Below are 25,834 nucleotides of genomic sequence, written 5' to 3'. Positions count from 1 at the left end.
TTAAATTATTTAAGTAGTGCTTGGTTCAACCACTGATCAAATTGGCCTTTTGGCAATGCACCATTGATCATATCTACACGTTGACCATTTTTAAAAACCATAATTGTCGGGATAGAACGGATCTGATATTGAGCGCCGATTTGTTGTTGAGCTTCTGTATTTACTTTCACACAACGAACTTGACCATTACGCTCGGCCGCAACATCTTCAAATACAGGAGAGAAACCCACGCACGGATTACACCACGGGGCCCAGAAGTCGATAACAACAGGTTTATCACTATTCATTAAAGCGGCAAGATTATCAGACGTTCCCTCTACTGGCTTTCCATCTAATAGTTGTTCTTTACAACGACCACACGTAGCTGTGTCATTAATACGTTCAATAGGAAGGCGGTTTAATCCATTGCACGATGGGCATCGAGATTGAAATTGAGACATAGTATTCCTTTATTATTTTCTGCCATAAGCAGTTTGTGAGCATAAAGAAATAATGGGGATTGATGATATGAAACTCAATAAAAAAGGAGCAAATAGCTCCTTTTATAATAATTTTCATGTGGTGATTATGAATTAATCACGTTTCCATAGCATATGGCAGAATTTATGTTCTGGATCTCGGCTTACTAACATACGTGCAAATACATCATCTAATACGTCAGATTCTTCGTTGACTAAACCGATAAGAACCTCAGCGTATACTTCGCCATCGACTTCAAAACCAACATGTTCAGCCCAGTCATCACGAGTATCAATAACTTCAGCAGCGCCGCGGTCATCAAATTGTAGTGTGAAAAGAGCAACGTCAGCAGGTTCAAGATTATCTTGAGCCATCTCTAAGAAAATATCGTAAGCGACTTCAATTACATCATCGTAGCTAATTAGTTCAGTAGTCATGGTGGTTACCTTTAAAAAATACGCTTTAAATTACCATGAATACAGATAAGAACGCTAGTTACTTAAATAATTCCCGCAAGCAAACGTTTGCTTGTCGTTGGTATTAATATCAGGTATTGCGAGGGCGTTAAGCAAGGGCTAAACTCCCGCACTTATTCCATTAGCCAGTTGAATGATTATTTTATGAAATTTCCAGGTCAGCGTAAATCCAAGCATTATTTCCCTGTTCACGCTCGTGATCCATTAGTTAGCCAAGCTCAAGAAACCAAAAAAATGTCGCGTACGCACATTGTTGGTATTGATCAAACGTTAGTGGATATTGAAGCTAGAATTGATGATGCTTTTATTGAAAAGTATGGCTTGAGTAAAGGACACTCACTGGTTATCGATAATGATAAAGCGGAAATGCTTTATAACGAACTTAAAGATAACAACATGATCACCAATGAATTCGCTGGTGGCACGATTGGTAATACACTACACAATTACTCAGTATTGGCTGATGATAAGTCAGTGTTACTCGGTGTAATGAGTGAAGACATTCACATTGGTAGCTATTCATACCGTTACCTATGTAATACGTCTAGCCGAATGGATTTAAATTACCTTCAACCTGTTCCTGGTGCGATTGGTCGTTGTTTTGCGCTTATTAGCCAAGACGGTGAGCGTACGTTTGCGATCAGCGAAGGTGATATGAATCAACTTCGAGCAGAAAGTATTCCAGAGAAAATATTTAAAAATGCATCAGCATTAGTTTTGACTGCGTACTTAGTTCGTTGTAAAGAGGGTGATCCAATGCCTGAAGCAACCATGAAAGCAATTGAGTACGCGAAAAAACATGATGTGCCAGTGGTATTAACCATGGGTACGAAGTTTGTAGTTCAAGACGACCCACAATATTGGCGTGATTTCCTAAGAGATCATGTCTCAGTTGTTGCTATGAACGAAGAAGAAGGCGAGGCACTGACTGGTGCTTCTGATCCACTAGAAGCCGCAGATAAAGCGCTTGAATGGGTTGATCTTGTTTTATGTACGGCAGGTCCGGTTGGACTATACATGGCCGGTTACACAGAAGAATCAGCGAAACGTGAAACATCGTTGCCATTACTTCCAGGAACAATCGCTGAATTTAATCAATATGAATTCAGTCGTCCAGCAGTTAAAGCAAGTTGTGAGCAGCCGACAAAAGTATATTCTCATATTTCACCGTACATGGGTGGCCCTGAGAAAATCAAAAATACGAATGGCGCGGGTGATGGTGCTTTGTCTGCATTGTTACATGATATGGCTGCAAATCATTACCATCGTAATAATGTGCCGAACTCAAGTAAGCATCAACATTCTTACTTAACGTACTCTTCATTATCTCAAGTATGTAAGTATTCAAACCGTGTAAGTTTTGAAGTATTAGCACAGCATTCACCACGTTTATCTCGTGGTTTGCCTGAGCGTGAAGATTCATTAGAAGAGTCGTACTGGGAAAGATAATTTTTGCGGGTGCTTATTATAAAAAATAGCGAAGCTAAAAATAGATGATATAAAAAACGGAAGCCTAAGTGCTTCCGTTTTTGTTTTTAGAATCTAAATAATTAAGCTGTGATTGTTGTACTTAATACAAATGACTCATTAGGTTGAATGACTTTAGCAACGTCAAGACTTGTCGCATGATAAGTGGATTCAACACACACCATGGTTTGATAGCCATCGTTATTCATATCACCCATAGATTCAGCGCCTTCAATCCAAGGATTCCAGATAACAGCTGCATTATGACCTGCATTAGTGATAGATAAGACACGTTGTGTATCTGATACTGTAATTGTCTCTTGTGGTTGGGTATAGACACGATCAACGGCACTATTAATGCGTAGTGTATCTCCACCATTACTTATTTTTCCGTCTTGCAAACCATCAATGTAGCTTTCACCCATACCAGTAATCGTTGTTGAGGCAATATCAGCAACATTAAGGTAAGTGTGCAGTGCCCCTGAGCAGTTCCAGGCTTTATCATCGGTATTCTTAGCATCAAGAGTAATCGTTAACTCATCACTAATTTCTACGGTTAAGCGTGCTTCAAATTCAAAAGGCCAAATTGCCTTTGTTTCATTTGAGGCTTGTAAACCAAGAACCACAATAACCCCTTTCTCATTTTCACGATGTTCGATTAATGACCAAGCACTGTTACGAGCAAAACCATGTGCCGGGTTTGCAATACGACCAAACCAAGGCCAGCAAACAGGAACACCGCCACGAATTGCTTTGTCAGGGTTGAAAATGGCGTCTTTGCTCATCCAAATAAAGTCGTTTTGACCTTTTGGTGTGAAAGATAAAACATGCCCCCCGTGTAAGGAAATAGCCGCTTCTACTTTCTCGTGAAGTACGCGGACGATCTTAACGTCATCAAGCTGAGCAATGGTAACGTTATCAGATAAGACGCTGATGGTTGGAAGATGAGTAAGATTCATAGGTAACTCCTAAAATGATAAATATATATTCTTTTTCAGGTGGCCTTAGTGGTATTGGAAAAGGAATAGATACTCGACTGCAAATAACAGATACAAAAAAGGCGACAATTAAGTCGCCTTTTATTCTTAAAAGATAACAAAACCTTTTAAGTTAGCTTTCAAAGAAAGTCTAAACTAATGCTTACTTAGAAACGTGAGCGATTAGGTCAAGAACTTTGTTTGAGTAACCGATTTCGTTGTCGTACCAAGATACAAGCTTAACGAATTTGTCAGTTAGAGCAACACCAGCAGCAGCATCAAATACTGAAGTTTGTGTTTCGCCGATGAAGTCTTGAGAAACAACAGCTTCTTCTGTGTAACCTAGAACGCCAGCGTATTCGTTTTCAGAAGCACGCTTCATTTCAGCACAGATTTCTTCGTAAGTTGCAGCAGTTTTTAGGTTAACTGTAAGGTCAACAACAGAAACGTTTGCAGTTGGTACGCGGAAAGCCATACCAGTTAGAAGGCCGTCAAGCTCAGGAATTACTTTACCTACTGCTTTAGCTGCACCAGTTGAAGATGGGATGATGTTTTGAGAAGCACCACGGCCACCACGCCAATCTTTCGCAGAAGGACCATCTACAGTTTTTTGAGTTGCTGTAGTTGCGTGAACTGTAGTCATAAGACCAGATTCAATGCCCCACTTGTCGTTAAGTACTTTAGCGATAGGTGCAAGACAGTTAGTAGTACAAGAAGCGTTAGAAACGATATCTTGACCAGCGTAATCTGCAGCGTTAACGCCCATAACGAACATTGGTACGTCACCAGAAGGGCCAGTAAGAACTACTTTCTTAGCGCCAGCTGTGATGTGTTTACGAGCAGTTTCGTCAGTAAGGAAAAGACCAGTAGCTTCAGCAACAACGTCAACGTTGATTGCATCCCACTTAAGTTCTTCTGGGTTACGTTCAGCAGTTACACGTACTGTGTTACCGTTAACTACTAGGTTACCGTCTACTACTTCAACTGTACCGTTAAAACGACCATGAGTTGAGTCGTACTTAAGCATGTAAGCCATGTATTCAACGTCGATAAGATCGTTAATACCAACAACTTCGATGTCGTTGCGCTCTACAGATGCACGGAAAACAAAACGTCCAATACGGCCAAAACCGTTAATACCTACTTTGATAGTCATTATATGTTGCTCCACAACTTAAATTTGATTTTCAGGTTTAAAGTAACTGGTAGTAAAATTACAAAATCCTGAGCCAACCTGCAAGCGAAAATGCCATTTATATTGTTTAAAATCAAGAAAACCATCATATTCTGTTAACATAAAGAAAAAATCTTACGTAACTTATAGAAAAGCTGGTTATTTAGCGACCTTAATTACATGTTATGAAAAAAAGCTACATAACTATTAATGTCATTTTGCACGGCTGCTGTAAAATTACTTCAGCAAATTATGTGCTACAAAGGTGATTGTTAGCAAGGTTTAATTTAAATAAGTCTTAAGGGGTAGTCATTCAGATGGATAAATCAAAACCATTTTTAGAACTTACAGAAGTTGATTGGCAAAGTCAGTTAACTCAAGATGAGTTTAATATTTGTCGTAAACAAGGAACAGAAGCTCCTTTTTCGGGTATGTTATTACATAATAAAGCAACAGGATCTTATGCTTGTACATGCTGTCAAACTGTTTTATTTTCCTCTAAAAATAAATACGATTCAGGATGTGGTTGGCCAAGCTTTGACGCACCAATTAATGACCAAGTGATCAGCTATATTAAAGATATGAGCCATGGGATGGAAAGAATAGAAATTAGATGTCGAACTTGTGATAGCCACTTAGGACATGTATTTAATGATGGACCTAAAACAACAGGAGAACGTTTCTGTGTTAATTCGGTATCATTAAATTTTGATGAAAGTCAGTGGTAGAGTAGGGGGAGATAGACCGTTATTTCTATTAATAAAAACAAAGGAGCAGGTTCGCTCCTTTTGTTCTTTATCTGTTTTTTGTTTTTAACATCACATAGTTTTTAACATCACATAGTTTATAACGTTGTACTAGGTAATGTAGCGATAGGTAGTAGTGAGGATGCAAAGGTTTGTGTTTCTATGCTCTCTTGAATCGTGTCACTGATTTTGCTTAACCTTTCTTTTTCTTCGTCTGTAAATTGGTACAACAGGTCAAGTTGTTTTTCTGAAGCAACTTGTAACTCAAATCCTTTGCCGACTAACGCCCAAATGTAAGCATATTCTTTGTTGCCTTCTTTATGATTAAGGCTGGCTAGTGATTCGATCACAACAGCATGGATTCCATTTTTGTAATCTTGTTCAGTAAGGATCTCTAATGAATGATTAAGGATCAGGATGGTTTTATTACCATCTCGCTGGGTATAAAAAGTGGCTAGTGCGTATTGAAGTTCGGTAGATTCGAGTTCTTTTGTCCCTTCTAATTGTAAAAATTCACGTAATGCCGTTTTGTCTCCGCTTACCCAGCGATAAAAAAGAACTTTAGGCTCTTTGGAATCTTGAAGCTCTAACGATAATGCATCAATAGCATCGTAAGTATGTAGTAATGCTTCACTGCGTTTAGATTTAACTTCCTTTGCTGTGATGGGCTCTATTTGTGCGGCAGAGGTTAAACAGACTTGGTATTCATGAGTTGCTTTAATTGTGTTTAATTTATCTAAATCACTATTACTTTTTAAGGAATCAAATCGACTAAGGATCAGTGTGTCACGCTGAGTGCGGCATTGACCATCTTGCATATTTAATTGATTACATTGTAAACCGGTATGATCTTTACACAACTGTTCGCTTGTTGGTTTTTCTCCAAAACATGCTGATAGTAAAAGCGTACTCAGAGTAAGCAAAGAAAGTCGTTTAATAGTTAAAAACATGATGATCCTATAGATAGAAAAAAGGAAACGTGATCCATTACACCTATTTATCGGCATATTGTTGACTAACATTAATGAAAAGATATCGTTTAGTAGTCGTTAGTATATAAAGAGAGGGAATAATGAATATTAATAAATTACTAGAATCAATGACAGCAGATGTCTTCAAAAACTTACAATATGCTGTTGAGACAGGGAAGTGGCATAACGGCACGCCACTATCAACAGAGCAACGAAGTACTTGCATGCAAGCAATGATGCTATATCAATCAAAACATAATAAAGAGGCCCAGCATATGACAGTGGCTGAAGGCGGAGAGATTAGTTTTAAATCAAAAGCTGAGTTAAAGAAACAGTTTGCTCAAGGGCAAGAAGATATTATTCGTGTAAATATTTAATCTGACTGATTTTCTCTTTTTTGCTTAATATCTCAGCAATAAGAATTATAATGCAACATTGGTCCCAAAAAAAATCTATAAAACTGTCGATAAGGGGTAATTGAAGTAAATTATCGATAGTTTAATAAATTAAAGAAAACAGACTAATGAGAAAAACGAAAGGACAAGTCCTAACTAAATTTGCGGCATTCGCAGCCGTATTCGTATTACTTGCTGTTATTGCAGCACCAAAATTTTTAGAGGCTGACTCTTTGACTCATATGTCTCAAGGATCATTAACGCTTTACTCTGAATAACCCACGTTAATAAAGAACTCCAGCTTTAGTTTGAATACATCAAATTAACGCTGTTTTGGTTTTACTATCCTCGCATGTGGCTCTGGTAATTTACTTCCACAGTGCTTGCAATGCATCGAATCTGTTTCATGGCCTCCTTTTACACAATTCGGACAACGTACTAAATCTCGATGAGTGTTCATTTCTTGATTTAACTCGGCCGTAATAATACCTGTTGGTACTGCTAAAATAGAATAACCGAGTAACATCGTTAATGATGCAACTGCTTTCCCCAGTGCTGTATGAGGCACTAGATCCCCATAACCTACCGTCGTTATCGTAACAATTGCCCAATAAATACTTTGCGGAATACTGGTAAACCCATTGTCTGGCCCCTCAATTACAAACATCAAAGAACCAAAAACAGTCACTAAAATAGCAACCGTACTAAAGAAAATAAGTATCTTTCTTTTTGCCATTAATAATGATCGCAAAAGAATATTAGAATCTTGTAGGTAGCGTACTAGTTTTAGGACTCTAAAAATCCTCATCACACGAAGTAGTCGAATAATAGCGATGTAACTTGCGCTCGGGAAAAACAGCGCTAAGTAAGTTGGTAGAATCGCTAATAAATCAATTACACCATAAAAACTTCTAGCGTATGAACTTGGCCTTGGGGAGCAATAGAGCCTCAAAAGGTACTCAAGGGTAAAGATGGCTGTAAAAACATACTCTAGGACCCACAATACTTCACCATAAGTCGCTTTTACTGAACTGATTGAATCCAATACTAATGTTGCTTGAGAGGTAAGGATTAATATGATCAATGCGATATCAAATCGTTTCCCTCCTTTAGTATGTGTACCAAATATGGTGGTATACAAATAATGCTTTATTCGCTTTGTTTTCATAATGCTGTCTATATTTCCTACTTATCACTGTGGATAAGAATAATAAAAAAGTGCAGTACTCTCCACTACAACTTTACTAGCTGGCACTCTGTATGAGTGATTAATTGTGAGATATTCATAACAAAGTGATCTAGAGCAAGTTATTTTAATGATAAAAGATATGAATTTTATTTTAGTTATACTACTCTTTAGTGGCACGCGGTTTTCACCACAATTTGTCATTTTTTGCCGTGTTTATGTAAGTTTATTACAACTTTTATTTTTTATATTGAGAGTTTTGTCATTAGTTTGCTTTTTGAAGTATGTCAAAATCAAGTATAACCATGTGATCTAAATCATATTTATAATGAGATGCTCGTTAGGTGTAAGCCGAAAGTGGTAAATAAATTATCATAACTGATCTGAATCAATACTTTTCAAATTGTGAAAGAATATAATCAATTTTGAAAGCAATTTACTAAGAAAGTAAAGCAAGGTAACCAAGAGAAATGGTTAAGCTGAACTGCAAAGAAGGATGAAAAAGCAGAGTCCTTACTAAATAGTTTTTTAATGAATTTTATAGTTTTTATTTTTAGGAGAAACAATATGCCTGTAACTAATTTAGCTGAACTTGATGCTCTAGTAGCACGTGTTAAAGCGGCGCAACAAGAATTTGCAAGCTTTTCACAAGAGCAAGTTGATACAATATTTCGTGCTGCGTCTCTAGCTGCTTCAACGGCTCGTATCGAGCTTGCAAAAATGGCAGCAGAAGAGTCTGGCATGGGTATCATGGAAGACAAAGTAATCAAAAACCATTTTGCTTCTGAGTTCATTTACAATAAATACAAAGACGAGCTAACGTGTGGCATCATCGATCGTAACGATGAAGGCGGCACGATTACTATTGCTGAACCTCTAGGTATTGTTTGTGCAATCGTTCCAACGACAAACCCTACTTCTACAGCAATCTTTAAAGCACTAATCTGTCTTAAAACACGTAACGGCTGTATCTTCTCGCCGCACCCACGCGCTAAAAATGCAACTAACTACGCAGCTAAAGTCGTATTAGAAGCTGCAATTAAAGCTGGCGCACCAAAAGACATCATTGGTTGGATTGACCAACCATCTGTTGAGCTATCAAACGCACTAATGAAACATGATAACATCAACATGATCCTTGCTACTGGTGGTCCAGGCATGGTGAAAGCGGCTTATTCATCAGGTAAACCAGCAATCGGTGTTGGTGCGGGTAATACGCCTGTAGTTATCGATGAAACTGCTGATATCAAACGTGCTGTTTCTTCTATCTTAATGTCTAAAACATTCGATAACGGTGTTATTTGTGCTTCTGAACAAGCTGCAATTGTTGTTGAGTCAATCTACGACGAAGTTAAAGCTCGTTTCGCTAAATACGGCGCTGTTATCCTAAGCAAAGAAGACGCAAATAAAGTACGTAAAGTACTACTTATTGATGGCGCACTTAACGCTAACATCGTTGGCCAACCAGCATACAAAATCGCTGAGCTAGCAAATGTTAAAGTACCTACTTCTACTAAAATTCTTATCGGTGAAGGCTTAGAAGCTTCATGGGATGACGAATTTGCTCATGAAAAACTATCTCCTACATTAGGTTTATTCAAAGCGAAAGACTTTGAAGATGCTGTGCGTCAAGCAGGTATCGTATTAGATATAGGCGGTGTTGGTCATACGTCAGTACTTTACACAGACCAAGATAACAACGAAGAGCGTATTGCGTACTTCGGTGACAAAATGAAAACAGCTCGTATTCTTGTAAACACGCCAGCATCTCAAGGTGGTATTGGTGACCTTTACAACTTCGAATTGGCTCCTTCATTAACACTAGGTTGTGGTTCTTGGGGTGGTAACGCTATCTCTGAAAACGTAGGTCCTAAGCACCTTATCAACAAGAAAATTGTAGCTAAGCGAGCAGAAAATATGTTGTGGCATAAACTACCAAAATCTATCTACTTCCGTCGCGGCTGTTTGCCAATCGCAATGAGCGATCTTGAAGGTAAAAAACGTGCACTAATCGTTACTGACCGTTTCTTATTCAACAACGGTTACATCGATGACCTACGCTCAATCTTAAAAGAGAAAGGCATGGAAGTTGAAGTGTTCCATGAAGTAGAAGCGGATCCAACATTAGCAGTAGTTAAAGCGGGTGCAGAAGCATGTGCAAGCTACCAACCTGATGTTATCTTAGCGGTTGGTGGTGGTTCACCAATGGATGCTGCGAAAATCATGTGGGTGATGTACGAACATCCAGAAACTGATTTCGAAGACTTATCTATGCGCTTTATGGATATCCGTAAACGTATTTACAAGTTCCCTAAAATGGGCCAAAAAGCTGAGCTAGTATGTATTACAACTACTTCAGGTACTGGTTCTGAAGTTACACCATTCGCTGTTGTAACCGATGAAAAAACAGGTCAAAAATACCCATTAGCAGATTACGAACTAACACCAAATATGGCAGTTGTTGATGCTAACCTTGTAATGGATATGCCTAAGTCTTTATGTGCATTCGGTGGTTACGATGCAGTAACGCACGCATTAGAAGCTTATGTTTCTGTTCTTGCAAACGAATACTCAGATGGTCACGCTCTGCAATCACTTAAGATGCTTAAAGAGTACTTACCAAGCTCTTACGCTAACGGTAAGAAAGATCCAATCGCACGTGAGAAAGTTCACAATGCAGCAACTATCGCTGGTATGTCTTTTGCGCAGTCTTTCCTAGGTGTGTGTCACTCAATGGCGCATAAATTAGGCGCTGAATTCCACATTCCACACGGTCTTGCGAATGCGTTATTAATCTCGAATACTGTTCGTTTTAATGCGACTAACAACCCAACTAAACAAGCTGCATTCTCTCAGTACGACCGTCCTAAAGCACGTGCTCGTTACGCTGAAATTGCAGAGCATTTAGGTTACCGTGATGGTAATACTGAAACGAAAGTTAATGCGTTACTTAACTGGTTAGAAGAGCTTAAAATTGCATTGGATATCCCACTGTCAATTCAAGCCGCTGGCGTTAACGAAGCTGAATTTATGGCTAAAGTAGACAAATTAGCTGAAGATGCATTTGATGACCAATGTACTGGTGCTAACCCACGTTACCCATTGATCAAAGAGCTTAAAGAAGTATTAATAGCTTCTTACTACGGTACGGCTTACGCTGACGTAATGGACGCACCAGAAGTGAAAGAAGAAGTAAAAGCGAAAAAAGCAAAGAAATAATTCGATGCTAAATAAGCTAAAATGTTTTCATTAATAATTTGAAGATATTGAAATGAAAAAAACCACCTTATGAATAAGGTGGTTTTTTTATGCCAGTTACTTTTGGTTTTTATTCTTGTTATACCAAGGAGGCATTAACTTTCTAAGCGGTTGCTTCGATAATGCGGCCATTAAAATAGTCATTTTGTAGAATGTATTCTGTATTTTTGAGCAACTCTTGATTGATTAAGTTGATGTTTGGTTCTGAATACTCATTAGAAAGGCGCGGAGTAACCCCGCCGACTCGAATTTTAAATGGATTCAATTCTTTAGCCCAACTTTTTGTTAGTCCGGCAAGCAGAGCTGTAGAGTTTTCTAAGTATTGCTGCTCTGAAGAATATTTATGATGCCCTAAGTTTATGATTACGCCTTCTTTACGATGATGTCTCATGTTTTTAGCAGCGTATTGTCCATAAGTAAATAAGGTAGCGGCTAATTCCGTTAATTGAAATGGGCACTCTTTATTGTATGGTGTCAGTAAGCTTGGTAACGCAACATCAGTATAATTGTTAATTAATACATCAATGCCAGCGCTAAATTCTTCGTCAATACTATGGAATAAGCGGTGAATGCTCTCTAGAGATTGGTCTTTTAGTGGAAAACTGATGATATTCGAACTGACTTGACGACATAAACGATGAGTATCAGCAAGATCATCATGATTTGAATCAGCAATAATCAGATATGCACCCAATGAGGCAAAATGGTAGGCAACAGAACGACCCATAAAATTCCCAGCGGATGTGATTAGAATGGTTGAGTGTTCAATTTGCATAACATTCCTTCCCTAACGCATTTTATTATTAGTGTCATAAAGTGCTTTAATCATGGGATAGAAATAGGGTATCTGCTGTGAGCTTTGTTGGAAATAGGGATTAAATCGAATTCAATATTTGTATTTATGAACTAACTCACATAATAGATTTATATTAATGAGAGTTGTGGGCAGGAAAGAGAGGTAGGTTAAAAAATAGGCTACAAATCGTAAATGTTAAACGTAAAGGTTCATTTCTGAATGACCTTTAGCAGTTACTAGTTCGTTATATAGATCTTGAGGAATAGCGTTAAAGATCTCATTACCTGATTCTAATTGACGGCGTTGGTGCCCTGAAAGGTTGTGGTAAACATCTTCTGGTAAATTACAAGTACCTTGTGGCATATAAGCCATAGCATCAGGAGCTAAGCCGTATTGCAGTTTAGCACTTGCTAAGCCACCATTATGAAATTGGTTTGCTTGAGAAGCGGCGCGAGAGTAACTTTCTTCATTGCTACGTAGAATTTGGGCATCAGCTAATTGGAAGCGTTTGCGAAGTAGCTCTTCAGTTACTTTTTTCTCATCTACTTTTTCAACGGGTGTATTTTCACGTAAGTCATTAGAGAGTAAAGACATCATTAAAGCAAAATCTGCACGGCGACCTGCTTCCATAGCATGGTTTAGGTTTGAACCGTATTGAATTTCACTGATTAACTCTGCTTTATCTAAAGTATGTACTTTCATGAATCAATTCCTCTTAATGATAAATACTTATCGGAACAGAATTGAAAAACTTTAGCTTTTTTAGGAAATTAATTGCCGTTTTTTGTAATTACTTTCTAATGTAAGGCAAAGCGTTACCGCAAATTAAGGAAATAAAAAAAGGCCAGTATAAATACCGACCTTTTTGCTTTGATATTAACCGTTATAGACGCGGTTAATTAAATCATAGGATTATTTAGCTAGGTTTTCTTCTACGAAAGACCAGTTTACTAGAGACCAGAACGCACCCATGTAGTCAGGACGTACGTTACGGAAATCGATGTAATAAGCGTGTTCCCATAAATCGACAGTAAGAAGCGGTGTAACGCCTTCGTCTGTTAGAGGAGTCGCTGCGTTAGATGTATTAACGATAGCTAGAGAACCGTCAGCGTTTTTAACAAGCCAAGTCCAAGAAGAACCGAAGTTGTTGATTGCTGAATCTGTAAATTTAGCTTTGAATTCTTCGAAAGAACCAAATGCAGTGTCGATAGCAGCAGCTACTGCACCAGTTGGTTGGCCGCCAGCGTTTGGAGCTAGGCAGTTCCAGTAGAACGTGTGGTTCCAGATTTGTGCTGCGTTATTGAAAACACCACCAGTAGAAGTTTTGATGATTTCTTCTAACGTTTTGCCTTCAAATTCTGTACCTGGGATAAGACCGTTAAGCTTAACCACATAAGTATTGTGATGTTTGCCGTGGTGGTAATCTAAAGTCTCAGCTGAGATGTGTGGTTCTAATGCGTCTTTTGCGAACGGTAGAGCTGGTAATTCAAATGACATTGCTCATGTCTCCATTTTATAAGAGGTCTACGCCTCACTAAATTCCAAAAATATGCGCTCAATTGAGTGTATAAATTATTCTGACTTCGATTTGATTCTAGCAAGTTTTGATTTTATTAAAAGAAAAAGTGGTGAATTTTCAATAAATAATACTCTTACAAATATTAGGTATTTTTTTCTGGGAGCATAACAAGTAGAATGAATACAACTTAGTGTCGACCCATTAGAGGATACAATGGAAACTATCGATAAGATCAAGCAACAAATTGCTGAAAATCACATCATTTTATATATGAAAGGCTCTCCTAAGCTTCCAAGCTGTGGATTTTCATCTCAAGCATCTCAAGCGCTAATGAACTGCGGCGAGAAATTTGCTTATGTAGATATCCTACAAAATCCAGACATTCGTGCTGAACTTCCAGCATACGCACAATGGCCTACCTTCCCACAACTTTGGGTTGAAGGTGAGTTAATTGGCGGTTGTGACATCATTCTTGAAATGTTCCAAAAGGGCGAATTAAAGCCTCTAGTTCAAGAAGCTGCACAACGTAATGCACCTGAAGCTGAGTAAGAATTAAAACATTCATACTTTATTTATGATTTGTTTAATTAAAAAGCCACGTATTTTTGATAATACGTGGCTTTTTTAATAACTATAGACTTAATAACAACGCCAAGAATGAATAGAACAACTACTTATCCGGATTGGTATCATTAAATTAAAATTATGCAGATGCTTTTTCTTTTTCAAAAGCAAGTGTTTGTAGCTTAGCTAACATTGTCTTACCTTCTTTTATTTTACTCAACCACTTCTCTTCAATGGCTTCTTTTTCATCATCTAATTTCATTTCACAATAGACTAAATACACAATATAAGCAGTTTCATAGTCAGTAATATCAGAAAATTCTATATCTGATATTAAGCGATTCGCTTCGCCATATCGATTCATTTTTAATTGCCATAAGGCGGATAATGCTCGTTGGGCTGAAGTACAAGGTATGCCTCGTAAACGCCCTTTCAGTTTTACACTAACACGCTGCCATGAACTTTCAGGTGACCAATCTTGAAGAGTCTCTTCTGACGCTAAGAATAAATCCCCCCATGCAGCCATTGCTCGTTTACCTGCGCTATCAAATGCTGAATTTGGCAATAAGTAGGCGTATTTTGTTAGCAAATCAAACGCATCATAGCGCTCGCCTTTTGCTAATAAAGACCAAACTAAATGGCTAAAACGTAAATAAGAATAGGGCGCTAATTCAAACCCTTTTTTCCAATAGCGGATCGCAATAGATAAATTATTACGATAAAATGCGATTTGAGCTTTTAGGTCTAATAAGTGAAGATTGTTGGTTTCATTCTGTGGAAGCAACGCATCAATGACTTGATTGGCTGCGTCCCAATTTTGTTGTGTGATATAAATTTCGGCTTGTTGTATTTCAACGTCGACCGATTCTTTAATAATAGACAATAGCGCTTTATTCACACTTAATGCTTCGGTTAATCGATTTACTTTTATTAACCGGGAAGTCAGCTTTAACATCGAATCTTTAAGGATTACTTTATTTGGGGCTTTAAAGATAAGAGGTTTTACACCAGCAAGTCCATCTTTGGTATACGCTGAGATCATTGCTACAGCGAATTGACGCTTGATTAAATCATGATTAATAACCTTAATGATTTCTTCTGGGCGGATCGGCTTTTGTATGTACTTTTCTGGTTTGTAATCACTGTAGGCTAATTCAATTTGTGGATCTTCATTACCAGTGATGATGTAAACAAGGGTGTTATCGTTGATCAATTTTAGTAGACGCAATTGTTCCAACATTTGAAGACCTGTGCTGCCGTGCCCCAGATTATGATCAACAAAAAGAACATCAAATTTGTGTTGTTTAAAGGCACCAACAGCTGCACCAGCGGTAGGGCAACAAACTACATTGTTAGTTGGAACCCCTATACGGCTGAGCAATGCTCTAATAGCATTTTGAATGACAGTGCTGTCGTCAATGATGAGAAATGAGGAAAGCTTAATTAATTTCATGTTAATAATAGGTGATGACTAGACAGCGGCAGAGTATAGCAAGTGTTTTGATGAAATATAGATAAAACGAACTGTTGAAGAAAAAAATATTTGTTCTTAATATAAAAAACGACAGATTAACTGCCGCTTTTCATATATAAATTAACTGAATTATCAATGTAATAAATTGGTTAATTAGCTAGTTATAGAACCATCGCCGCAATCCAACCAAAAGCAATCAATGGAAGGTTGTAGTGTAGGAATGTAGGAACAACAGTTTCCCATACGTGTTCATGTTGACCATCTGCATTCAGGCCAGATGTTGGCCCCAATGTTGAATCAGAGGCTGGTGAACCTGCATCACCTAATGCAGCAGCAGTACCGACTAAGGCAATGGTAGCCATCGGTGAGAAGCCAAATGCAACGGCAAGTGGGACATAAATAGTGGCAATGATTGGGATGGTTGAAAAGGATGAACCGATGCCCATTGTTACTAATAAGCCGACAATGAGCATTAATAGCGCAGCAAGAGGCTTGTTATCACCGATAGAGGTTGATAATGAATCAACGAGTATCTCAACACCGCCAGTCGCTTTCATTACTGCGGCAAAACCTGCGGCTGAAATCATAATAAAGCCGATCATTGCCATCATATGGACGCCACGAGTAAAGACATCTTGAGTTTCTTTCCACGCAATAACGCCGCCAAAAGTAAACACCATAAAACCTGCTAACGCACCAACAATCATTGAGCCTGTTGCCAATTGAACGGAAAGAGCGGCAATAATAGCGACAATAGAGATTTGGATGTGACGTTTATTAAACGTAGGCGTTGCGTTAGTGGCTTGCATTTCTGCATTATCGATATCGACATAAGTACGCGGTTTGCGATAAGAGATAAAAATAGCAATTAAGAGGCCTGTAACCATACCTAGAGCGGGTAAAGCCATCGCTAGAGGTACTTGGCTTGCTATAACATCAAGGCCATTGTCATGCAGGTTTTTTAATAGAATATTGTTAAGGAATATCCCTCCAAAACCAACAGGAAGGATCATGTAAGGGGTCACTAAACCAAAGGTAAGAACACATGCAATTAAACGACGGTCCAGTTTTAATTTATTGAATACTTGGATCAATGGTGGGATTAGAATTGGGATAAAAGCAATATGCACAGGAACTACGTTTTGAGATGAAATGGTGATTAATAAAATCAAGCAGAGTAGAAGATATTTAACCCCTGTTGCCGCGTGTAGATTATCTTTGCCATTAATGCGTTTAATTACATTATGAGCCAATAAATCAGTCACGCCTGACTTAGAGATAGCGACAGCAAAAGCACCGAGCATTGCGTAGCTTAGTGCAATAGTCGCACCACCACCTAAGCCCCCTTCAAAAGCTGAAATAGTATCAGATAATGATAAACCACCGACTAATCCGCCGATTAGTGCACTGAATGTTAGAGCAACAACAACGTTAACTCTAAGTAAAGCGAGGATAAGCATTACTGAAACAGAAAGAATGATTGGATTCATTTTGTTTAGTTTCCCTGTAAATGTTGTGTTGTTAGTAAAGTAGCCAGTTATTTATTATTAGTATCACTTTCTGGTTCTGGCGCTAGAGGCCAACCACCAAGATCTTTCCATTTATTTACGATATGGCAGAACAGTTCCGCTGTTTTTTCCGTATCATAAAGAGCAGAGTGTGCTTCTTTTCCGTCAAAATCCATTCCTGCCGTTTTACACGCTTTCGCTAATACGGTTTGACCAAGAGCTAAGCCACTGATTGCGGCAGTATCAAAAGTACAGAATGGATGAAAAGGAATGCGTTTTAATTTCGTTCGTTCAGCAGCTTCCATTACAAAGCTGTGATCAAAATTGGCATTATGAGCCACCATGATAGCGCGTCGGCAATCATGTTGTTTTTGCTCTTTACGAATGAGTTTAAAAATTTCTTTTAAAGCCACATCTTCGGTTACTGCACCACGTAAAGGACTGAATGGGTCACGAATACCGATGAAATCTAAGGCTTCTTGTTCAAGATTGGCACCTTCAAAAGGGGTAACATGGTAGTGAATAGTGGTTGCTGGCTTTAAATAGCCTTCTTCATCCATTGCTAAAGTGACTGCACAGATTTCAAGTAAAGCATCGGTTTTTGAATTAAAACCAGCGGTCTCAACATCAATAACTACAGGGAAGTAACCACGAAAACGTTTTTTTAATAAATTATGTTGCTCTACTTCAGTCATCATTCGGTACGTAAGAAAATGTTGCCGCTATTATTGCAGATTATCGTTAGCATAAAAACTGTAAATAAGGTGTGATGAGGATATATTTATTGAAGTTAAATAGGGTGAAGAGGGAAAATCAGTATTATTGGTCTAATTTTTGCTTTAGTTAGACCATCGTCAACGGCATGACCCATAGATTTAGGTATTATGAAAAAAACACTTTTTACTTCAGCTCTGTTAGTAAGCTCATTGATTGCTACTCCAGTATTAGCAAATAAGAACTATGTTGCGAAACCTGAGCAATCAAAATGGACGATGTTACAAAACTCGCCATTAGAGTGTCGCTTATCTCATAATATTCCAAATTATGGTAACGCAGAATTTTCATCGTACGCAAATAAAAAGATAAATTTGGATTTTGAGCTAAAAATGAGCCGCCCAATGGGAGAGACTCGTTCTGTGAATTTAGTGTCGATGCCACCTCGTTGGACGCCGGGTGAAAGTGCTGATGCAATGATAAATTTAAAATTCTTTAAGCAATTTGATGGTTATGTTGGCGGAACAACAGCATGGTCAATGCTAGCAGAGTTAGAAAATGGTCGCTTTCCTACGTTTACCTATGCTGATTGGCAGAGTCCTAAGCAGTTAATTGAAGTTGCGTTATCTCCAGTGGTATTCCAAGAGCAATACAACGTGTTCAGTATGTGTATTGCCAATTTATTACCTTACAGTTTTGAAGATATCTCATTTACTATTTTGCATTTTGATAAAAATAGTGATGAGTTGAATAAATCATCGAAAAAACGCTTATCTCAAATTGCAGATTTTATTCGATACACCAAAGATGTCGACTTAGTTTTAGTGGCAACCTACACCGATTCGAGTGGCGGTAAAAACGTCAATCAACAAGTATCAGAAAGACGAGCGGTGAAATTACAAAATTACTTTGAATCAATTGGCTTACCTGCTGACCGTATTCGAGTTCAATCTTATGGTGAGCGTCGTCCTATTGCGGATAACGCAACACCAATTGGTAAGAATAAAAACCGACGCGTGGTTATCTCTTTAGGTAGAACGATTATTTAATTAGAAAAAGCGTTAATTAGAAAAAGTGTTAATAATAAAAAGGCGTCTAATAAATAGACGCCTTTTTATTTAAGTGGATATTGAGCTTATTAGCCTTCTAAACCGGCTGAAGCACTTTTATTTTGAATTAACTCAATCATGTAGCCATCTGGATCTTTAACAAAAGCAATATGTGTTGAACCGCCTTTTACTGGGCCTGCTTCACGAGTCACATTTCCACCCACGGCTTTGATTGCATCACAAGTTTGATAAACATCATTGACACCGATAGCAATATGGCCAAAAGCATTACCCATATCATATTCTTCAGTACCCCAGTTATAAGTCAATTCGATAACTGCACCTTGAGATTCATCACCATAACCAAGAAAAGCGAGAGTATATTTGTATTCTTCATTGGTGTTTTGACGAAGAAGATCCATTCCCATAACTTTGGTATAAAACTCAATTGATTTATCTAAATTACCTACACGGATCATCGTGTGTAAAATGCGTCCATTAGCCATTATTTTGCTCCAGTTTTTAATTTGATTATTCAGATTAGTATTAAACTTCTGTTTTTTCTTTGAATTCACATAGGTCTTCAATCATGCAGCTACCACAGCGTGGTTTTCGAGCGATACAAGTATAACGACCATGAAGAATAAGCCAGTGGTGAACGTCTAATTTGAATTCTTTTGGCACCACTTTAACCAATTTTTTTTCAACATCATTAACGGTTTTACCCATTGCGAGTTTAGTTCGATTAGAGACACGATAAATATGAGTATCAACCGCAATTGTCGGCCAACCAAACGCGGTGTTAAGTACTACGTTTGCGGTTTTATGTCCGACACCTGGAAGTGCTTCTAATGCGTCTTGGTCTTCTGGGATCTCACTATCATGGAGATCAATTAACATACGGCAGGTTTTAATGACATTTTCAGCTTTGGTATTAAACAAACCAATCGTTTTTATGTACGTTTTTAAGCCATCAACGCCTAAATCTAAAATAGAGTGAGGTGTGTTTGCTACAGGGTAGAGCTTGCGTGTGGCTTTGTTAACACTCACATCGGTTGCTTGCGCAGATAATAAAACAGCAATTAATAACTCAAACGGCGTTGACCATTCAAGTTCCGTTTGTGGGTGCGGATTATCAGCTCGTAAGCGTTCTAATATTTCTCGTCGTTTTATATTATTCATACTGCTTTTTATGTCCTTATCTATGAAACTCGCGCGCGCTCGATTTCTATTTTTTGCTGTTTAGGTTGGCGATCGCTTATTCTTTTATCAATAATGTTTTTTAATGCAATAAGAAAACCGACCCCTAAAAAGGCACCAGGAGGAAGCATTGCTAATAGGAAATGACTATCTACTTGGAATAATTCAATTCGTAATACGGTTGCCCAGTCACCAAGTAATAAATCAGCCCCATCAAATAAGGTCCCATTACCTAATACTTCACGCATAGCGCCAAGTAAGACTAGAACAGCCGTCATACCTAATCCCATCCACAAGCCATCTAATATTGCAGGGATAGGATCATTTTTTGAGGCAAAGGCTTCAGCACGACCAATGATGATGCAGTTTGTTACGATCAATGGAATAAAGATACCAAGGGATAGATATAAACCATAAGCATAGGCATTCATTAATAATTGAACGCAGGTTACTAGTGAGGCAATGATCATTACAAATACAGGAATACGAACTTCTTGTGGGATCCATTGACGAACAAGAGACACGATTAAATTAGATCCAATAAGCACTAAAGTCGTCGCAATACCTAAACCTAAGGCATTAGTTACGGTTGCTGAAACAGCAAGTAGAGGACACAACCCCAATAATTGCACTAGGGCAGGGTTGTTATCCCATAATCCATTTTTGAGTAATTCTTTATTCGTTGTCATTAGTTAGCCTCACAATTAAGTGGAAGAGTTTGCAGTTCATCTTGGTGTGTTTTATAAAACCAAACTGCTTTTTTTACGGCTTTAACTACGGCTCTTGGTGTAATTGTTGCACCAGTGAATTGATCAAATTGACCACCGTCCTTTTGAACGGCCCAGCTACTGTCCTCGACAGAATCAACACTTTTGCCTAAGAATCCATCAACCCAGCGAGTAATACGAGTATCAATTTTATCGCCCAATCCAGGTGTTTCTTGATGTGATAGTACGCGAACGCCCGTTACCATTGAATCAGCATCAACACCAACGATAATTTTAATTGCACCGCTATATCCATCAGGAGCAATGGCTTCAATTGCTGCGCCGGAATGCTTGCCATTTAATGAGGCTAGGTAGATTGGCATTGCTTCCTCTGTGCCTAATGCGTCTGCATTTGAGATTAAGGTACAAGCTTTAAATAATTCATTGTCATGTTGCTCAGTTGGTACCACTTGATTTAAGGTGGACAATAACTGTTGCTGCTGTTGATACGCAATTTGATCTTTGGTTAATGCATAAGTAATGGTAACTAATGCAGTGGAAGCAATAGCAAATAAGACCAAAACAAGGCTGCTTTTTTTCATTGTCTGTAGCATAGAATTACCCTTTTTTATGGCCGTAGGTTCTTGGTTTTGTATAGTAGTCAATTAAAGGTACACACATGTTGGTTAGGAGAACCGCAAAAGCAACCCCGTCAGGGAAACCACCCCAAGTACGAATAATGTAAACTAGAGCACCAATAAGAGCGCCATAATATAAGCGGCCTTTAGGTGTCGTTGCCGCAGAAACCGGATCGGTAGCAATAAAGAAAGCACCTAGCATGGTTGCACCCGAGAATAAATTAAACAGCGGTGATGTTGCTGTATCTGGTGAGAAAAGAGAAAATAAGCTGCTTATGACAAACAAGCTTGCTAAAAAACTCACCGGAATATGCCAATGAATAAGACGTTGTTGTAGTAAGAAAAGGCCACCAAGTAAGAAACCTATATTTACCCATAACCAACCTAAACCAGCAACGCTATTAAAAATAGGAGCCGCTAAAATCTCATTGGTCGTTAATCCTGCTTTAAGGCCTGTTTTTACGGTATCTAATGGCGTTGCCATTGTCATACCATCAACATTCATAGTGAGTTGATGAACCGAAAAACCGTCTTGGCTTAATCCATTAAGTATTAACCAGATGGAATCAGAGAAGCTGATACTTTCAGTAAGTAGCACCTTTACTGGTAACCACGTGGTCATTTGTACAGGGAAAGAGATCAGTAATACTACATAAGCAGCCATGGCAGGATTAAAGAGGTTTTGCCCTAATCCGCCATATAAATGCTTAGCTATAACGATGGCAAAGATCACACCAATAACCGTTATCCACCAAGGAGACAGTGGTGGAATAGCAAGAGCAAGTAATACTCCTGTTAGCAAGGCACTATTGTCACTGAGATAAGGTCTAAGTGGTCTTTTACGACACTTTAAGACCAATGCTTCTGCTGAAATTGCAGTAATAATAGCAATCAAAACTTGTAGGAAGGAGCCCCAACCAAAAAAGTAAGTTTGAGCGAGTAGACCTGGTATTGTCGCTAAGGCAACCAGTTTCATGATGGTTCTTGTACTCTTTTTACTGTGAGCGTGTGGTGAGCTAGTGATAAAAAAGGCCACTGTTACTCTTCCTTATTCTTTTCAATTTGTTGAGCTGCTTTGCGTGCTTTTGCTCGCGCTATTGCAGCGGCTACCGCTGCTTTTTTAGGATCGACTGGTTCAGATGCTGATTCATTTTCAACAGCAGCGATTGCTACTGTTTCAGTCGGACCACTTTCTTTTTCTGCCTGTGCTGCTTTGCGCGCTTTTGCACGAGCGATGGCTGCGGCGACGGCTGCTTTTTTAGGATCGACTGGTTCAGATGCTGATTCATTTTCAACGGCAGCGGTTGCTACTGTTTCAGTAGGTCCACTTTCTTTTTCTGCCTGTGCTGCTTTGCGCGCTTTTGCACGAGCAATGGCAGCAGCAACGGCATCTTTTTTATTAGCGGTATCAGCGATTTTTTCTGACTCTGTATTATTTACTTCAGAATTATTAGTTTCTGCGGCAAGATTTGCTTTCCGTTCTCGTGATTGTTGCTTACGCTCTTCGCGTAATTTTGCCATTTCAGAATTGTCAGGTTCAGCGGTGTTCGCTTTGAGCGCTTCTGCTTGCTTGGCTTTAGCGCGCGCAATTGCTGCTGCAACAGCAGGTCTTGGGCTAGCTACACCAGATTCTTCAGCGGCTTTTTGAGCTTTGACTCGCGCAATTGCAGCGGCAATCGCATCATTTCCTGAGCCTGCTGAGGTTTCTGTTTTCATTTCTTTACGTCGATTTTCTGCAGCCAGTTTGAATTTATTTTCACGTTCTGCTTTATCGCGTTCCATTCGCGCATTTTTTTCTTCAAAGCGAACTTTGGCACGATCAGCAGCTTGCGCATCTTGCTTGCGAGCGTAAATTTCTGATTTTGCTTGGCGATAATATTGAACCAGTGGAATTTCACTTGGGCAAACATAGGCACAAGCACCACACTCAATACAATCAGATAAATGGTATTCTTCACATTTATCGAACTCTTCTGATTTTGCGTACCAATACAATTGCTGAGGTAATAAAGCAGCAGGGCAGGCATCAGCACAACTACTGCATCGAATGCAGGCCATTTCATGATTATAAAGGGGCAGCTCTTTTCTGTCTGGTGTAATAATACAGTTGGTAATTTTAGTTATAGGGATCTGCTTATGTGGCAGAGTAAAGCCCATTAACGAACCACCCATAATAATTCTAGGGTGTTTTTTATCGGCTTTATAACCAGCCAATGTCATTAAATGATCAACAGTAGTTCCTAAACGAACCCAAAAATTACCCGGAACATCAAGACTGTTTCCAGTCAATGTGACGACTCGTTCAATTAAAGGTTCAGCGTCACAGATTGCACGTTTAACCGCAAAAATAGTTCCTACGTTTTGCACGATAACGCCTATATCTGTAGAACGGCCGCTAGCAGGAACCTCCTTACCGGTTAAAATTTTAACTAACTGACGAGAGCCACCCGATGGGTATTTGGTTGGGATCACTCGGATCACGATATTATCATGATCAGTAATTACCCTATTTAATGCTTTTATTGCTTCTGGCTTATTATCTTCAATACCGATAACGGCCAATTTAGGCGTTAAAATATGTTGGAGGATCTTAATACCAGTAACGACTTCTTCCGCATAATCTTGCATTAAACGATCATCGGCAGTGATATAAGGTTCACATTCAGCGGCATTAATAATTAATATATCTGCTTTACCAATACCACTTTGTAGCTTTCTACTGGTAGGGAAACCAGCACCACCCATGCCTGAAATACCGGATTGACGAATACGCTCAATAAGATCAATAGGATCTTGATTGAAAAAGTCAGTGATAGGTTCTCGATCGTCAATCCATTGATCGTTGTTATCTGATTCAATGACAATACAAAGGTCAGTTAAACCAGAAGGGTGAGCGACGGTTCTTGGCTCTATGGCAGTGATTTTTCCAGATGTAGGCGCATGAATAGGCACACACATGGCAATATTACCTTGCGTGAGTGGTTGGCCTTTTAGCACGAGCTCACCGACAGCAACTAAGATGTCCCCTTTACTACCAATATGTTGCTTTAATGGCAAAATGAGTTCATTTGGAACTCCGGCCTGTTGAATTACGTTACGAGTTGAGATGGTTTTATTTTCAGGCGGATGGATACCACCATGAAAATCCCACAGTTGGCCTTGTTTAATTTGTTCGATAATGGACAACATGGGTTACAGCTCCGATGTTTGAGAAGGCTTATCTGCCGGAAGATTAACAACAGGGATAGTATGTAAATCCCATTTCCAATTATCAGGTGTCGTGCTTACAGGGATCATTTCAATACAATCTGTTGGGCAGGGAGCAACACATAAATCACAGCCAGTACATTCAGCTTCAATCACGGTGTGTAAGGCTTTTGTGCCACCGACAATGGCATCCACTGGGCAAGCTTGAATACATTTGGTACAGCCAATACACATGTCTTCATGGATGAAGGCGATTGTCTTTACATTTACGACTTCATCATCAGTACTCGGGACATCTACTCCCATGAGATCGGCTAATTTTTCAATCGTCGCTTGACCGCCGGGAGGGCATTTGTTTATGTCATCCCCATTTGCAATGGCTGTCGCATAAGGCTTACACCCTGGGTATCCGCATTGGCCACATTGTGTCTGGGGTAAGATAGCGTCGATCTGTTCGGCAATAGGATCTGATTCCACTTTAAATTTAATTGACGCAAATCCTAGAATTAATCCAAAGATTAAGGCGAGTGCAGCAATAGCAATAACAGCGATTAAAATTGAACTCATGTTTATAATTTCACTAAACCAGTAAAGCCCATGAAGGCTAAAGACATTAAACCTGCGGTGATCATTGCAATAGACGCACCTTTAAAAGGCAAAGGAACATCAGCAGCGGCAATACGTTCACGCATAGCAGAGAAAAGAATGAGAACTAATGAAAAACCAACGGCAGCACCAAAGCCATAGATGATGGATTCGATGAAATTATGATTCTCAGATACATTAAGTAAGGCCACACCAAGAACAGCACAGTTCGTTGTGATCAAAGGTAAGAAAATACCAAGGACACGATATAATGTTGGACTTGTTTTATGTACAACCATTTCCGTGAATTGAACGACAACTGCAATCACAAGAATAAAACTCATGGTGCGTAAATATTCAATGCCAAGAGGCGTTAAAATATAGGTTTCAACAAGATATGAACACACTGAAGCGAGGGTTAGGACAAAGGTTGTCGCAAGGCCCATTCCGATTGCACTTTCTAGTTTTTTAGAGACGCCCATAAATGGACAAAGACCCAAAAACTTAACCAGTACAAAGTTGTTCACTAAAACAGTACCAACAAGTAGTAATAGATACTCAGTCATGCCAATGATTTTTATGATAATAGGTGATCTGGTTATTATCGGACTTTAAGAGCGTGATAACAACCATAGAAAGAATAGGTTTTTAATCTTTAGGCAAAAAAGAAGCAAAAAAAAGCCTCGTCGTTAGACAAGGCTTTAAAATTTGGCTCCCTTTGCTGGACTTGAACCAGCGACATACGGATTAACAGTCCGGCGTTC

27 protein-coding genes are annotated in these 25,834 nt (G+C 38.9%); 7 read left to right on the top strand and 20 right to left on the bottom strand.

Features of this window, described 5'->3' with window-relative positions:
- Positions 1 to 5: 5 nt before the first annotated feature.
- Together trxC and Q1K78_RS12035 are read right to left on the bottom strand one after the other, a co-directional pair.
- Positions 6 to 440 carry a thioredoxin TrxC gene (trxC, locus tag Q1K78_RS12040; RefSeq protein ID WP_300178899.1) on the bottom strand — a complete coding sequence of 145 codons (435 nt, stop codon included), beginning with the start codon at positions 438 to 440 and terminating at the stop codon, positions 6 to 8.
- A gap of 132 nt (positions 441 to 572) precedes the next feature.
- On the bottom strand, positions 573 to 896 hold the full coding sequence (locus tag Q1K78_RS12035; RefSeq protein WP_300178897.1) for an HI1450 family dsDNA-mimic protein: 324 nt from the start codon (positions 894 to 896) through the stop codon (positions 573 to 575).
- 183 nt (positions 897 to 1,079) lie between these two features.
- On the opposite strand from Q1K78_RS12035, the gene Q1K78_RS12030 reads away from it, so the two are divergent.
- On the top strand, positions 1,080 to 2,384 hold the full coding sequence (locus Q1K78_RS12030; protein ID WP_300178893.1) for an inosine/guanosine kinase: 1,305 nt from the start codon (positions 1,080 to 1,082) through the stop codon (positions 2,382 to 2,384).
- Between the two features lie 101 nt (positions 2,385 to 2,485).
- Here Q1K78_RS12030 and Q1K78_RS12025 read toward each other — a convergent pair whose 3' ends face one another.
- Both Q1K78_RS12025 and gap read right to left on the bottom strand, forming a co-directional pair.
- Positions 2,486 to 3,361, bottom strand: coding sequence for a D-hexose-6-phosphate mutarotase (locus Q1K78_RS12025; RefSeq protein ID WP_300178890.1), 876 nt, complete (start codon positions 3,359 to 3,361; stop codon positions 2,486 to 2,488).
- Positions 3,362 to 3,542: 181 nt separating this feature from the next.
- Positions 3,543 to 4,535, bottom strand: coding sequence for a type I glyceraldehyde-3-phosphate dehydrogenase (gene gap / locus Q1K78_RS12020; protein ID WP_300178887.1), 993 nt, complete (start codon positions 4,533 to 4,535; stop codon positions 3,543 to 3,545).
- Positions 4,536 to 4,870: 335 nt separating this feature from the next.
- Here gap and msrB point away from each other — a divergent pair, with 335 nt between their 5' ends.
- A complete protein-coding gene (gene msrB / locus Q1K78_RS12015; protein WP_300178884.1) occupies positions 4,871 to 5,281 on the top strand; it encodes a peptide-methionine (R)-S-oxide reductase MsrB in 411 nt (136 codons plus the stop codon).
- A gap of 116 nt (positions 5,282 to 5,397) precedes the next feature.
- Here msrB and Q1K78_RS12010 read toward each other — a convergent pair whose 3' ends face one another.
- On the bottom strand, positions 5,398 to 6,249 hold the full coding sequence (locus tag Q1K78_RS12010) for a DUF2989 domain-containing protein (RefSeq protein ID WP_300178881.1): 852 nt from the start codon (positions 6,247 to 6,249) through the stop codon (positions 5,398 to 5,400).
- Positions 6,250 to 6,371: 122 nt separating this feature from the next.
- Between Q1K78_RS12010 and Q1K78_RS12005 the strand changes: the two genes are divergently transcribed.
- Both Q1K78_RS12005 and Q1K78_RS12000 read left to right on the top strand, forming a co-directional pair.
- On the top strand, positions 6,372 to 6,647 hold the full coding sequence (locus Q1K78_RS12005; RefSeq protein ID WP_300178878.1) for a DUF1315 family protein: 276 nt from the start codon (positions 6,372 to 6,374) through the stop codon (positions 6,645 to 6,647).
- Between the two features lie 146 nt (positions 6,648 to 6,793).
- Positions 6,794 to 6,943 (top strand): hypothetical protein, encoded by a 150-nt coding sequence (locus Q1K78_RS12000; protein WP_300178875.1) that lies wholly within the window; start codon positions 6,794 to 6,796, stop codon positions 6,941 to 6,943.
- A gap of 44 nt (positions 6,944 to 6,987) precedes the next feature.
- Here the strand turns inward: Q1K78_RS12000 and Q1K78_RS11995 are convergent, their stop codons facing one another.
- Positions 6,988 to 7,833, bottom strand: a complete 846-nt coding sequence (locus Q1K78_RS11995; protein WP_300178873.1) for an ion transporter — start codon at positions 7,831 to 7,833, stop codon at positions 6,988 to 6,990.
- 585 nt (positions 7,834 to 8,418) lie between these two features.
- Here Q1K78_RS11995 and adhE point away from each other — a divergent pair.
- A complete protein-coding gene (gene adhE, locus Q1K78_RS11990; protein WP_300178870.1) occupies positions 8,419 to 11,070 on the top strand; it encodes a bifunctional acetaldehyde-CoA/alcohol dehydrogenase in 2,652 nt (883 codons plus the stop codon).
- Between the two features lie 142 nt (positions 11,071 to 11,212).
- On the opposite strand, the gene Q1K78_RS11985 is transcribed toward adhE, so the two are convergent.
- From Q1K78_RS11985 to sodB, 3 genes are all read right to left on the bottom strand, one after another.
- Positions 11,213 to 11,884, bottom strand: coding sequence for an SDR family oxidoreductase (locus tag Q1K78_RS11985; RefSeq protein ID WP_300178867.1), 672 nt, complete (start codon positions 11,882 to 11,884; stop codon positions 11,213 to 11,215).
- A gap of 216 nt (positions 11,885 to 12,100) precedes the next feature.
- Positions 12,101 to 12,607: a VC2046/SO_2500 family protein gene (locus tag Q1K78_RS11980; RefSeq protein ID WP_300178864.1), complete on the bottom strand. Its 507-nt coding sequence runs from the start codon at positions 12,605 to 12,607 to the stop codon at positions 12,101 to 12,103.
- Positions 12,608 to 12,817: 210 nt separating this feature from the next.
- Positions 12,818 to 13,402, bottom strand: a complete 585-nt coding sequence (gene sodB / locus Q1K78_RS11975) for a superoxide dismutase [Fe] (protein WP_300178861.1) — start codon at positions 13,400 to 13,402, stop codon at positions 12,818 to 12,820.
- 235 nt (positions 13,403 to 13,637) lie between these two features.
- Here sodB and grxD point away from each other — a divergent pair, with 235 nt between their 5' ends.
- Complete coding sequence (gene grxD / locus Q1K78_RS11970) at positions 13,638 to 13,973, top strand: Grx4 family monothiol glutaredoxin (RefSeq protein ID WP_060990545.1); 336 nt, start codon at positions 13,638 to 13,640, stop codon at positions 13,971 to 13,973.
- 154 nt (positions 13,974 to 14,127) lie between these two features.
- On the opposite strand, the gene Q1K78_RS11965 is transcribed toward grxD, so the two are convergent.
- The 3 genes from Q1K78_RS11965 to rnt form a co-directional block, all read right to left on the bottom strand.
- Entirely contained in the window at positions 14,128 to 15,441 is a 1,314-nt protein-coding gene (locus Q1K78_RS11965) for a response regulator (RefSeq protein WP_300178856.1), read from the bottom strand.
- Between the two features lie 182 nt (positions 15,442 to 15,623).
- Positions 15,624 to 16,952 (bottom strand): Na+/H+ antiporter family protein, encoded by a 1,329-nt coding sequence (locus Q1K78_RS11960; protein ID WP_300178853.1) that lies wholly within the window; start codon positions 16,950 to 16,952, stop codon positions 15,624 to 15,626.
- A gap of 47 nt (positions 16,953 to 16,999) precedes the next feature.
- Positions 17,000 to 17,665: a ribonuclease T gene (gene rnt / locus Q1K78_RS11955; RefSeq protein ID WP_300178939.1), complete on the bottom strand. Its 666-nt coding sequence runs from the start codon at positions 17,663 to 17,665 to the stop codon at positions 17,000 to 17,002.
- Positions 17,666 to 17,854: 189 nt separating this feature from the next.
- Between rnt and Q1K78_RS11950 the strand changes: the two genes are divergently transcribed.
- Entirely contained in the window at positions 17,855 to 18,733 is an 879-nt protein-coding gene (locus Q1K78_RS11950; RefSeq protein ID WP_300178849.1) for an OmpA family protein, read from the top strand.
- An 89-nt stretch (positions 18,734 to 18,822) separates the two neighbouring features.
- Here Q1K78_RS11950 and gloA read toward each other — a convergent pair whose 3' ends face one another.
- The 8 genes from gloA to rsxA are packed head-to-tail and all read right to left on the bottom strand — an operon-like array spanning position 18,823 to position 25,636.
- Positions 18,823 to 19,239, bottom strand: a complete 417-nt coding sequence (gene gloA, locus Q1K78_RS11945) for a lactoylglutathione lyase (RefSeq protein WP_300178847.1) — start codon at positions 19,237 to 19,239, stop codon at positions 18,823 to 18,825.
- Positions 19,240 to 19,279: 40 nt separating this feature from the next.
- A complete protein-coding gene (nth, locus tag Q1K78_RS11940; protein ID WP_300178844.1) occupies positions 19,280 to 19,915 on the bottom strand; it encodes an endonuclease III in 636 nt (211 codons plus the stop codon).
- Positions 19,916 to 19,935: 20 nt separating this feature from the next.
- Positions 19,936 to 20,622, bottom strand: a complete 687-nt coding sequence (locus Q1K78_RS11935; RefSeq protein ID WP_300178842.1) for an electron transport complex subunit E — start codon at positions 20,620 to 20,622, stop codon at positions 19,936 to 19,938.
- Complete coding sequence (gene rsxG / locus Q1K78_RS11930) at positions 20,622 to 21,254, bottom strand: electron transport complex subunit RsxG (RefSeq protein WP_300178839.1); 633 nt, start codon at positions 21,252 to 21,254, stop codon at positions 20,622 to 20,624. Before rsxG ends, Q1K78_RS11935 begins: the two co-directional genes overlap by 1 nt.
- A 4-nt stretch (positions 21,255 to 21,258) precedes the next feature.
- Complete coding sequence (gene rsxD / locus Q1K78_RS11925) at positions 21,259 to 22,314, bottom strand: electron transport complex subunit RsxD (RefSeq protein ID WP_300178836.1); 1,056 nt, start codon at positions 22,312 to 22,314, stop codon at positions 21,259 to 21,261.
- A gap of 2 nt (positions 22,315 to 22,316) precedes the next feature.
- Positions 22,317 to 24,467, bottom strand: coding sequence for an electron transport complex subunit RsxC (rsxC, locus tag Q1K78_RS11920; RefSeq protein WP_300178833.1), 2,151 nt, complete (start codon positions 24,465 to 24,467; stop codon positions 22,317 to 22,319).
- A 3-nt stretch (positions 24,468 to 24,470) separates the two neighbouring features.
- Positions 24,471 to 25,052, bottom strand: a complete 582-nt coding sequence (rsxB, locus tag Q1K78_RS11915) for an electron transport complex subunit RsxB (protein WP_300178803.1) — start codon at positions 25,050 to 25,052, stop codon at positions 24,471 to 24,473.
- Between the two features lie 2 nt (positions 25,053 to 25,054).
- The gene (gene rsxA / locus Q1K78_RS11910) at positions 25,055 to 25,636 is read right to left on the bottom strand and encodes an electron transport complex subunit RsxA (protein WP_300178800.1); all 582 of its coding nucleotides are present in this window, start codon (positions 25,634 to 25,636) and stop codon (positions 25,055 to 25,057) included.
- Positions 25,637 to 25,834 lie beyond the last annotated feature (198 nt).

This window comes from uncultured Aliivibrio sp., from assembly GCF_946479765.1.
In the GTDB taxonomy this organism is placed as follows: Bacteria; Pseudomonadota; Gammaproteobacteria; order Enterobacterales; family Vibrionaceae; genus Aliivibrio.
The sequence above is the reverse complement of the archived record's forward strand: the minus strand, read 5'-3'. Positions and strand labels throughout refer to the sequence as shown.

Bases quoted from the DNA above. Each gene is read 5' to 3' on its own strand.
- trxC (WP_300178899.1), bottom strand. From the start codon at position 440: ATGTCTCAATTTCAATCTCGATGCCCATCGTGCAATGGATTAAACCGC.
- Q1K78_RS12035 (WP_300178897.1), bottom strand. From the start codon at position 896: ATGACTACTGAACTAATTAGCTACGATGATGTAATTGAAGTCGCTTAC.
- Q1K78_RS12030 (WP_300178893.1), top strand. From the start codon at position 1,080: ATGAAATTTCCAGGTCAGCGTAAATCCAAGCATTATTTCCCTGTTCAC.
- Q1K78_RS12025 (WP_300178890.1), bottom strand. From the start codon at position 3,361: ATGAATCTTACTCATCTTCCAACCATCAGCGTCTTATCTGATAACGTT.
- gap (WP_300178887.1), bottom strand. From the start codon at position 4,535: ATGACTATCAAAGTAGGTATTAACGGTTTTGGCCGTATTGGACGTTTT.
- msrB (WP_300178884.1), top strand. From the start codon at position 4,871: ATGGATAAATCAAAACCATTTTTAGAACTTACAGAAGTTGATTGGCAA.
- Q1K78_RS12010 (WP_300178881.1), bottom strand. From the start codon at position 6,249: ATGTTTTTAACTATTAAACGACTTTCTTTGCTTACTCTGAGTACGCTT.
- Q1K78_RS12005 (WP_300178878.1), top strand. From the start codon at position 6,372: ATGAATATTAATAAATTACTAGAATCAATGACAGCAGATGTCTTCAAA.
- Q1K78_RS12000 (WP_300178875.1), top strand. From the start codon at position 6,794: ATGAGAAAAACGAAAGGACAAGTCCTAACTAAATTTGCGGCATTCGCA.
- Q1K78_RS11995 (WP_300178873.1), bottom strand. From the start codon at position 7,833: ATGAAAACAAAGCGAATAAAGCATTATTTGTATACCACCATATTTGGT.
- adhE (WP_300178870.1), top strand. From the start codon at position 8,419: ATGCCTGTAACTAATTTAGCTGAACTTGATGCTCTAGTAGCACGTGTT.
- Q1K78_RS11985 (WP_300178867.1), bottom strand. From the start codon at position 11,884: ATGCAAATTGAACACTCAACCATTCTAATCACATCCGCTGGGAATTTT.
- Q1K78_RS11980 (WP_300178864.1), bottom strand. From the start codon at position 12,607: ATGAAAGTACATACTTTAGATAAAGCAGAGTTAATCAGTGAAATTCAA.
- sodB (WP_300178861.1), bottom strand. From the start codon at position 13,402: ATGTCATTTGAATTACCAGCTCTACCGTTCGCAAAAGACGCATTAGAA.
- grxD (WP_060990545.1), top strand. From the start codon at position 13,638: ATGGAAACTATCGATAAGATCAAGCAACAAATTGCTGAAAATCACATC.
- Q1K78_RS11965 (WP_300178856.1), bottom strand. From the start codon at position 15,441: ATGAAATTAATTAAGCTTTCCTCATTTCTCATCATTGACGACAGCACT.
- Q1K78_RS11960 (WP_300178853.1), bottom strand. From the start codon at position 16,952: ATGAATCCAATCATTCTTTCTGTTTCAGTAATGCTTATCCTCGCTTTA.
- rnt (WP_300178939.1), bottom strand. From the start codon at position 17,665: ATGACTGAAGTAGAGCAACATAATTTATTAAAAAAACGTTTTCGTGGT.
- Q1K78_RS11950 (WP_300178849.1), top strand. From the start codon at position 17,855: ATGAAAAAAACACTTTTTACTTCAGCTCTGTTAGTAAGCTCATTGATT.
- gloA (WP_300178847.1), bottom strand. From the start codon at position 19,239: ATGGCTAATGGACGCATTTTACACACGATGATCCGTGTAGGTAATTTA.
- nth (WP_300178844.1), bottom strand. From the start codon at position 19,915: ATGAATAATATAAAACGACGAGAAATATTAGAACGCTTACGAGCTGAT.
- Q1K78_RS11935 (WP_300178842.1), bottom strand. From the start codon at position 20,622: ATGACAACGAATAAAGAATTACTCAAAAATGGATTATGGGATAACAAC.
- rsxG (WP_300178839.1), bottom strand. From the start codon at position 21,254: ATGCTACAGACAATGAAAAAAAGCAGCCTTGTTTTGGTCTTATTTGCT.
- rsxC (WP_300178833.1), bottom strand. From the start codon at position 24,467: ATGTTGTCCATTATCGAACAAATTAAACAAGGCCAACTGTGGGATTTT.
- rsxB (WP_300178803.1), bottom strand. From the start codon at position 25,052: ATGAGTTCAATTTTAATCGCTGTTATTGCTATTGCTGCACTCGCCTTA.
- rsxA (WP_300178800.1), bottom strand. From the start codon at position 25,636: ATGACTGAGTATCTATTACTACTTGTTGGTACTGTTTTAGTGAACAAC.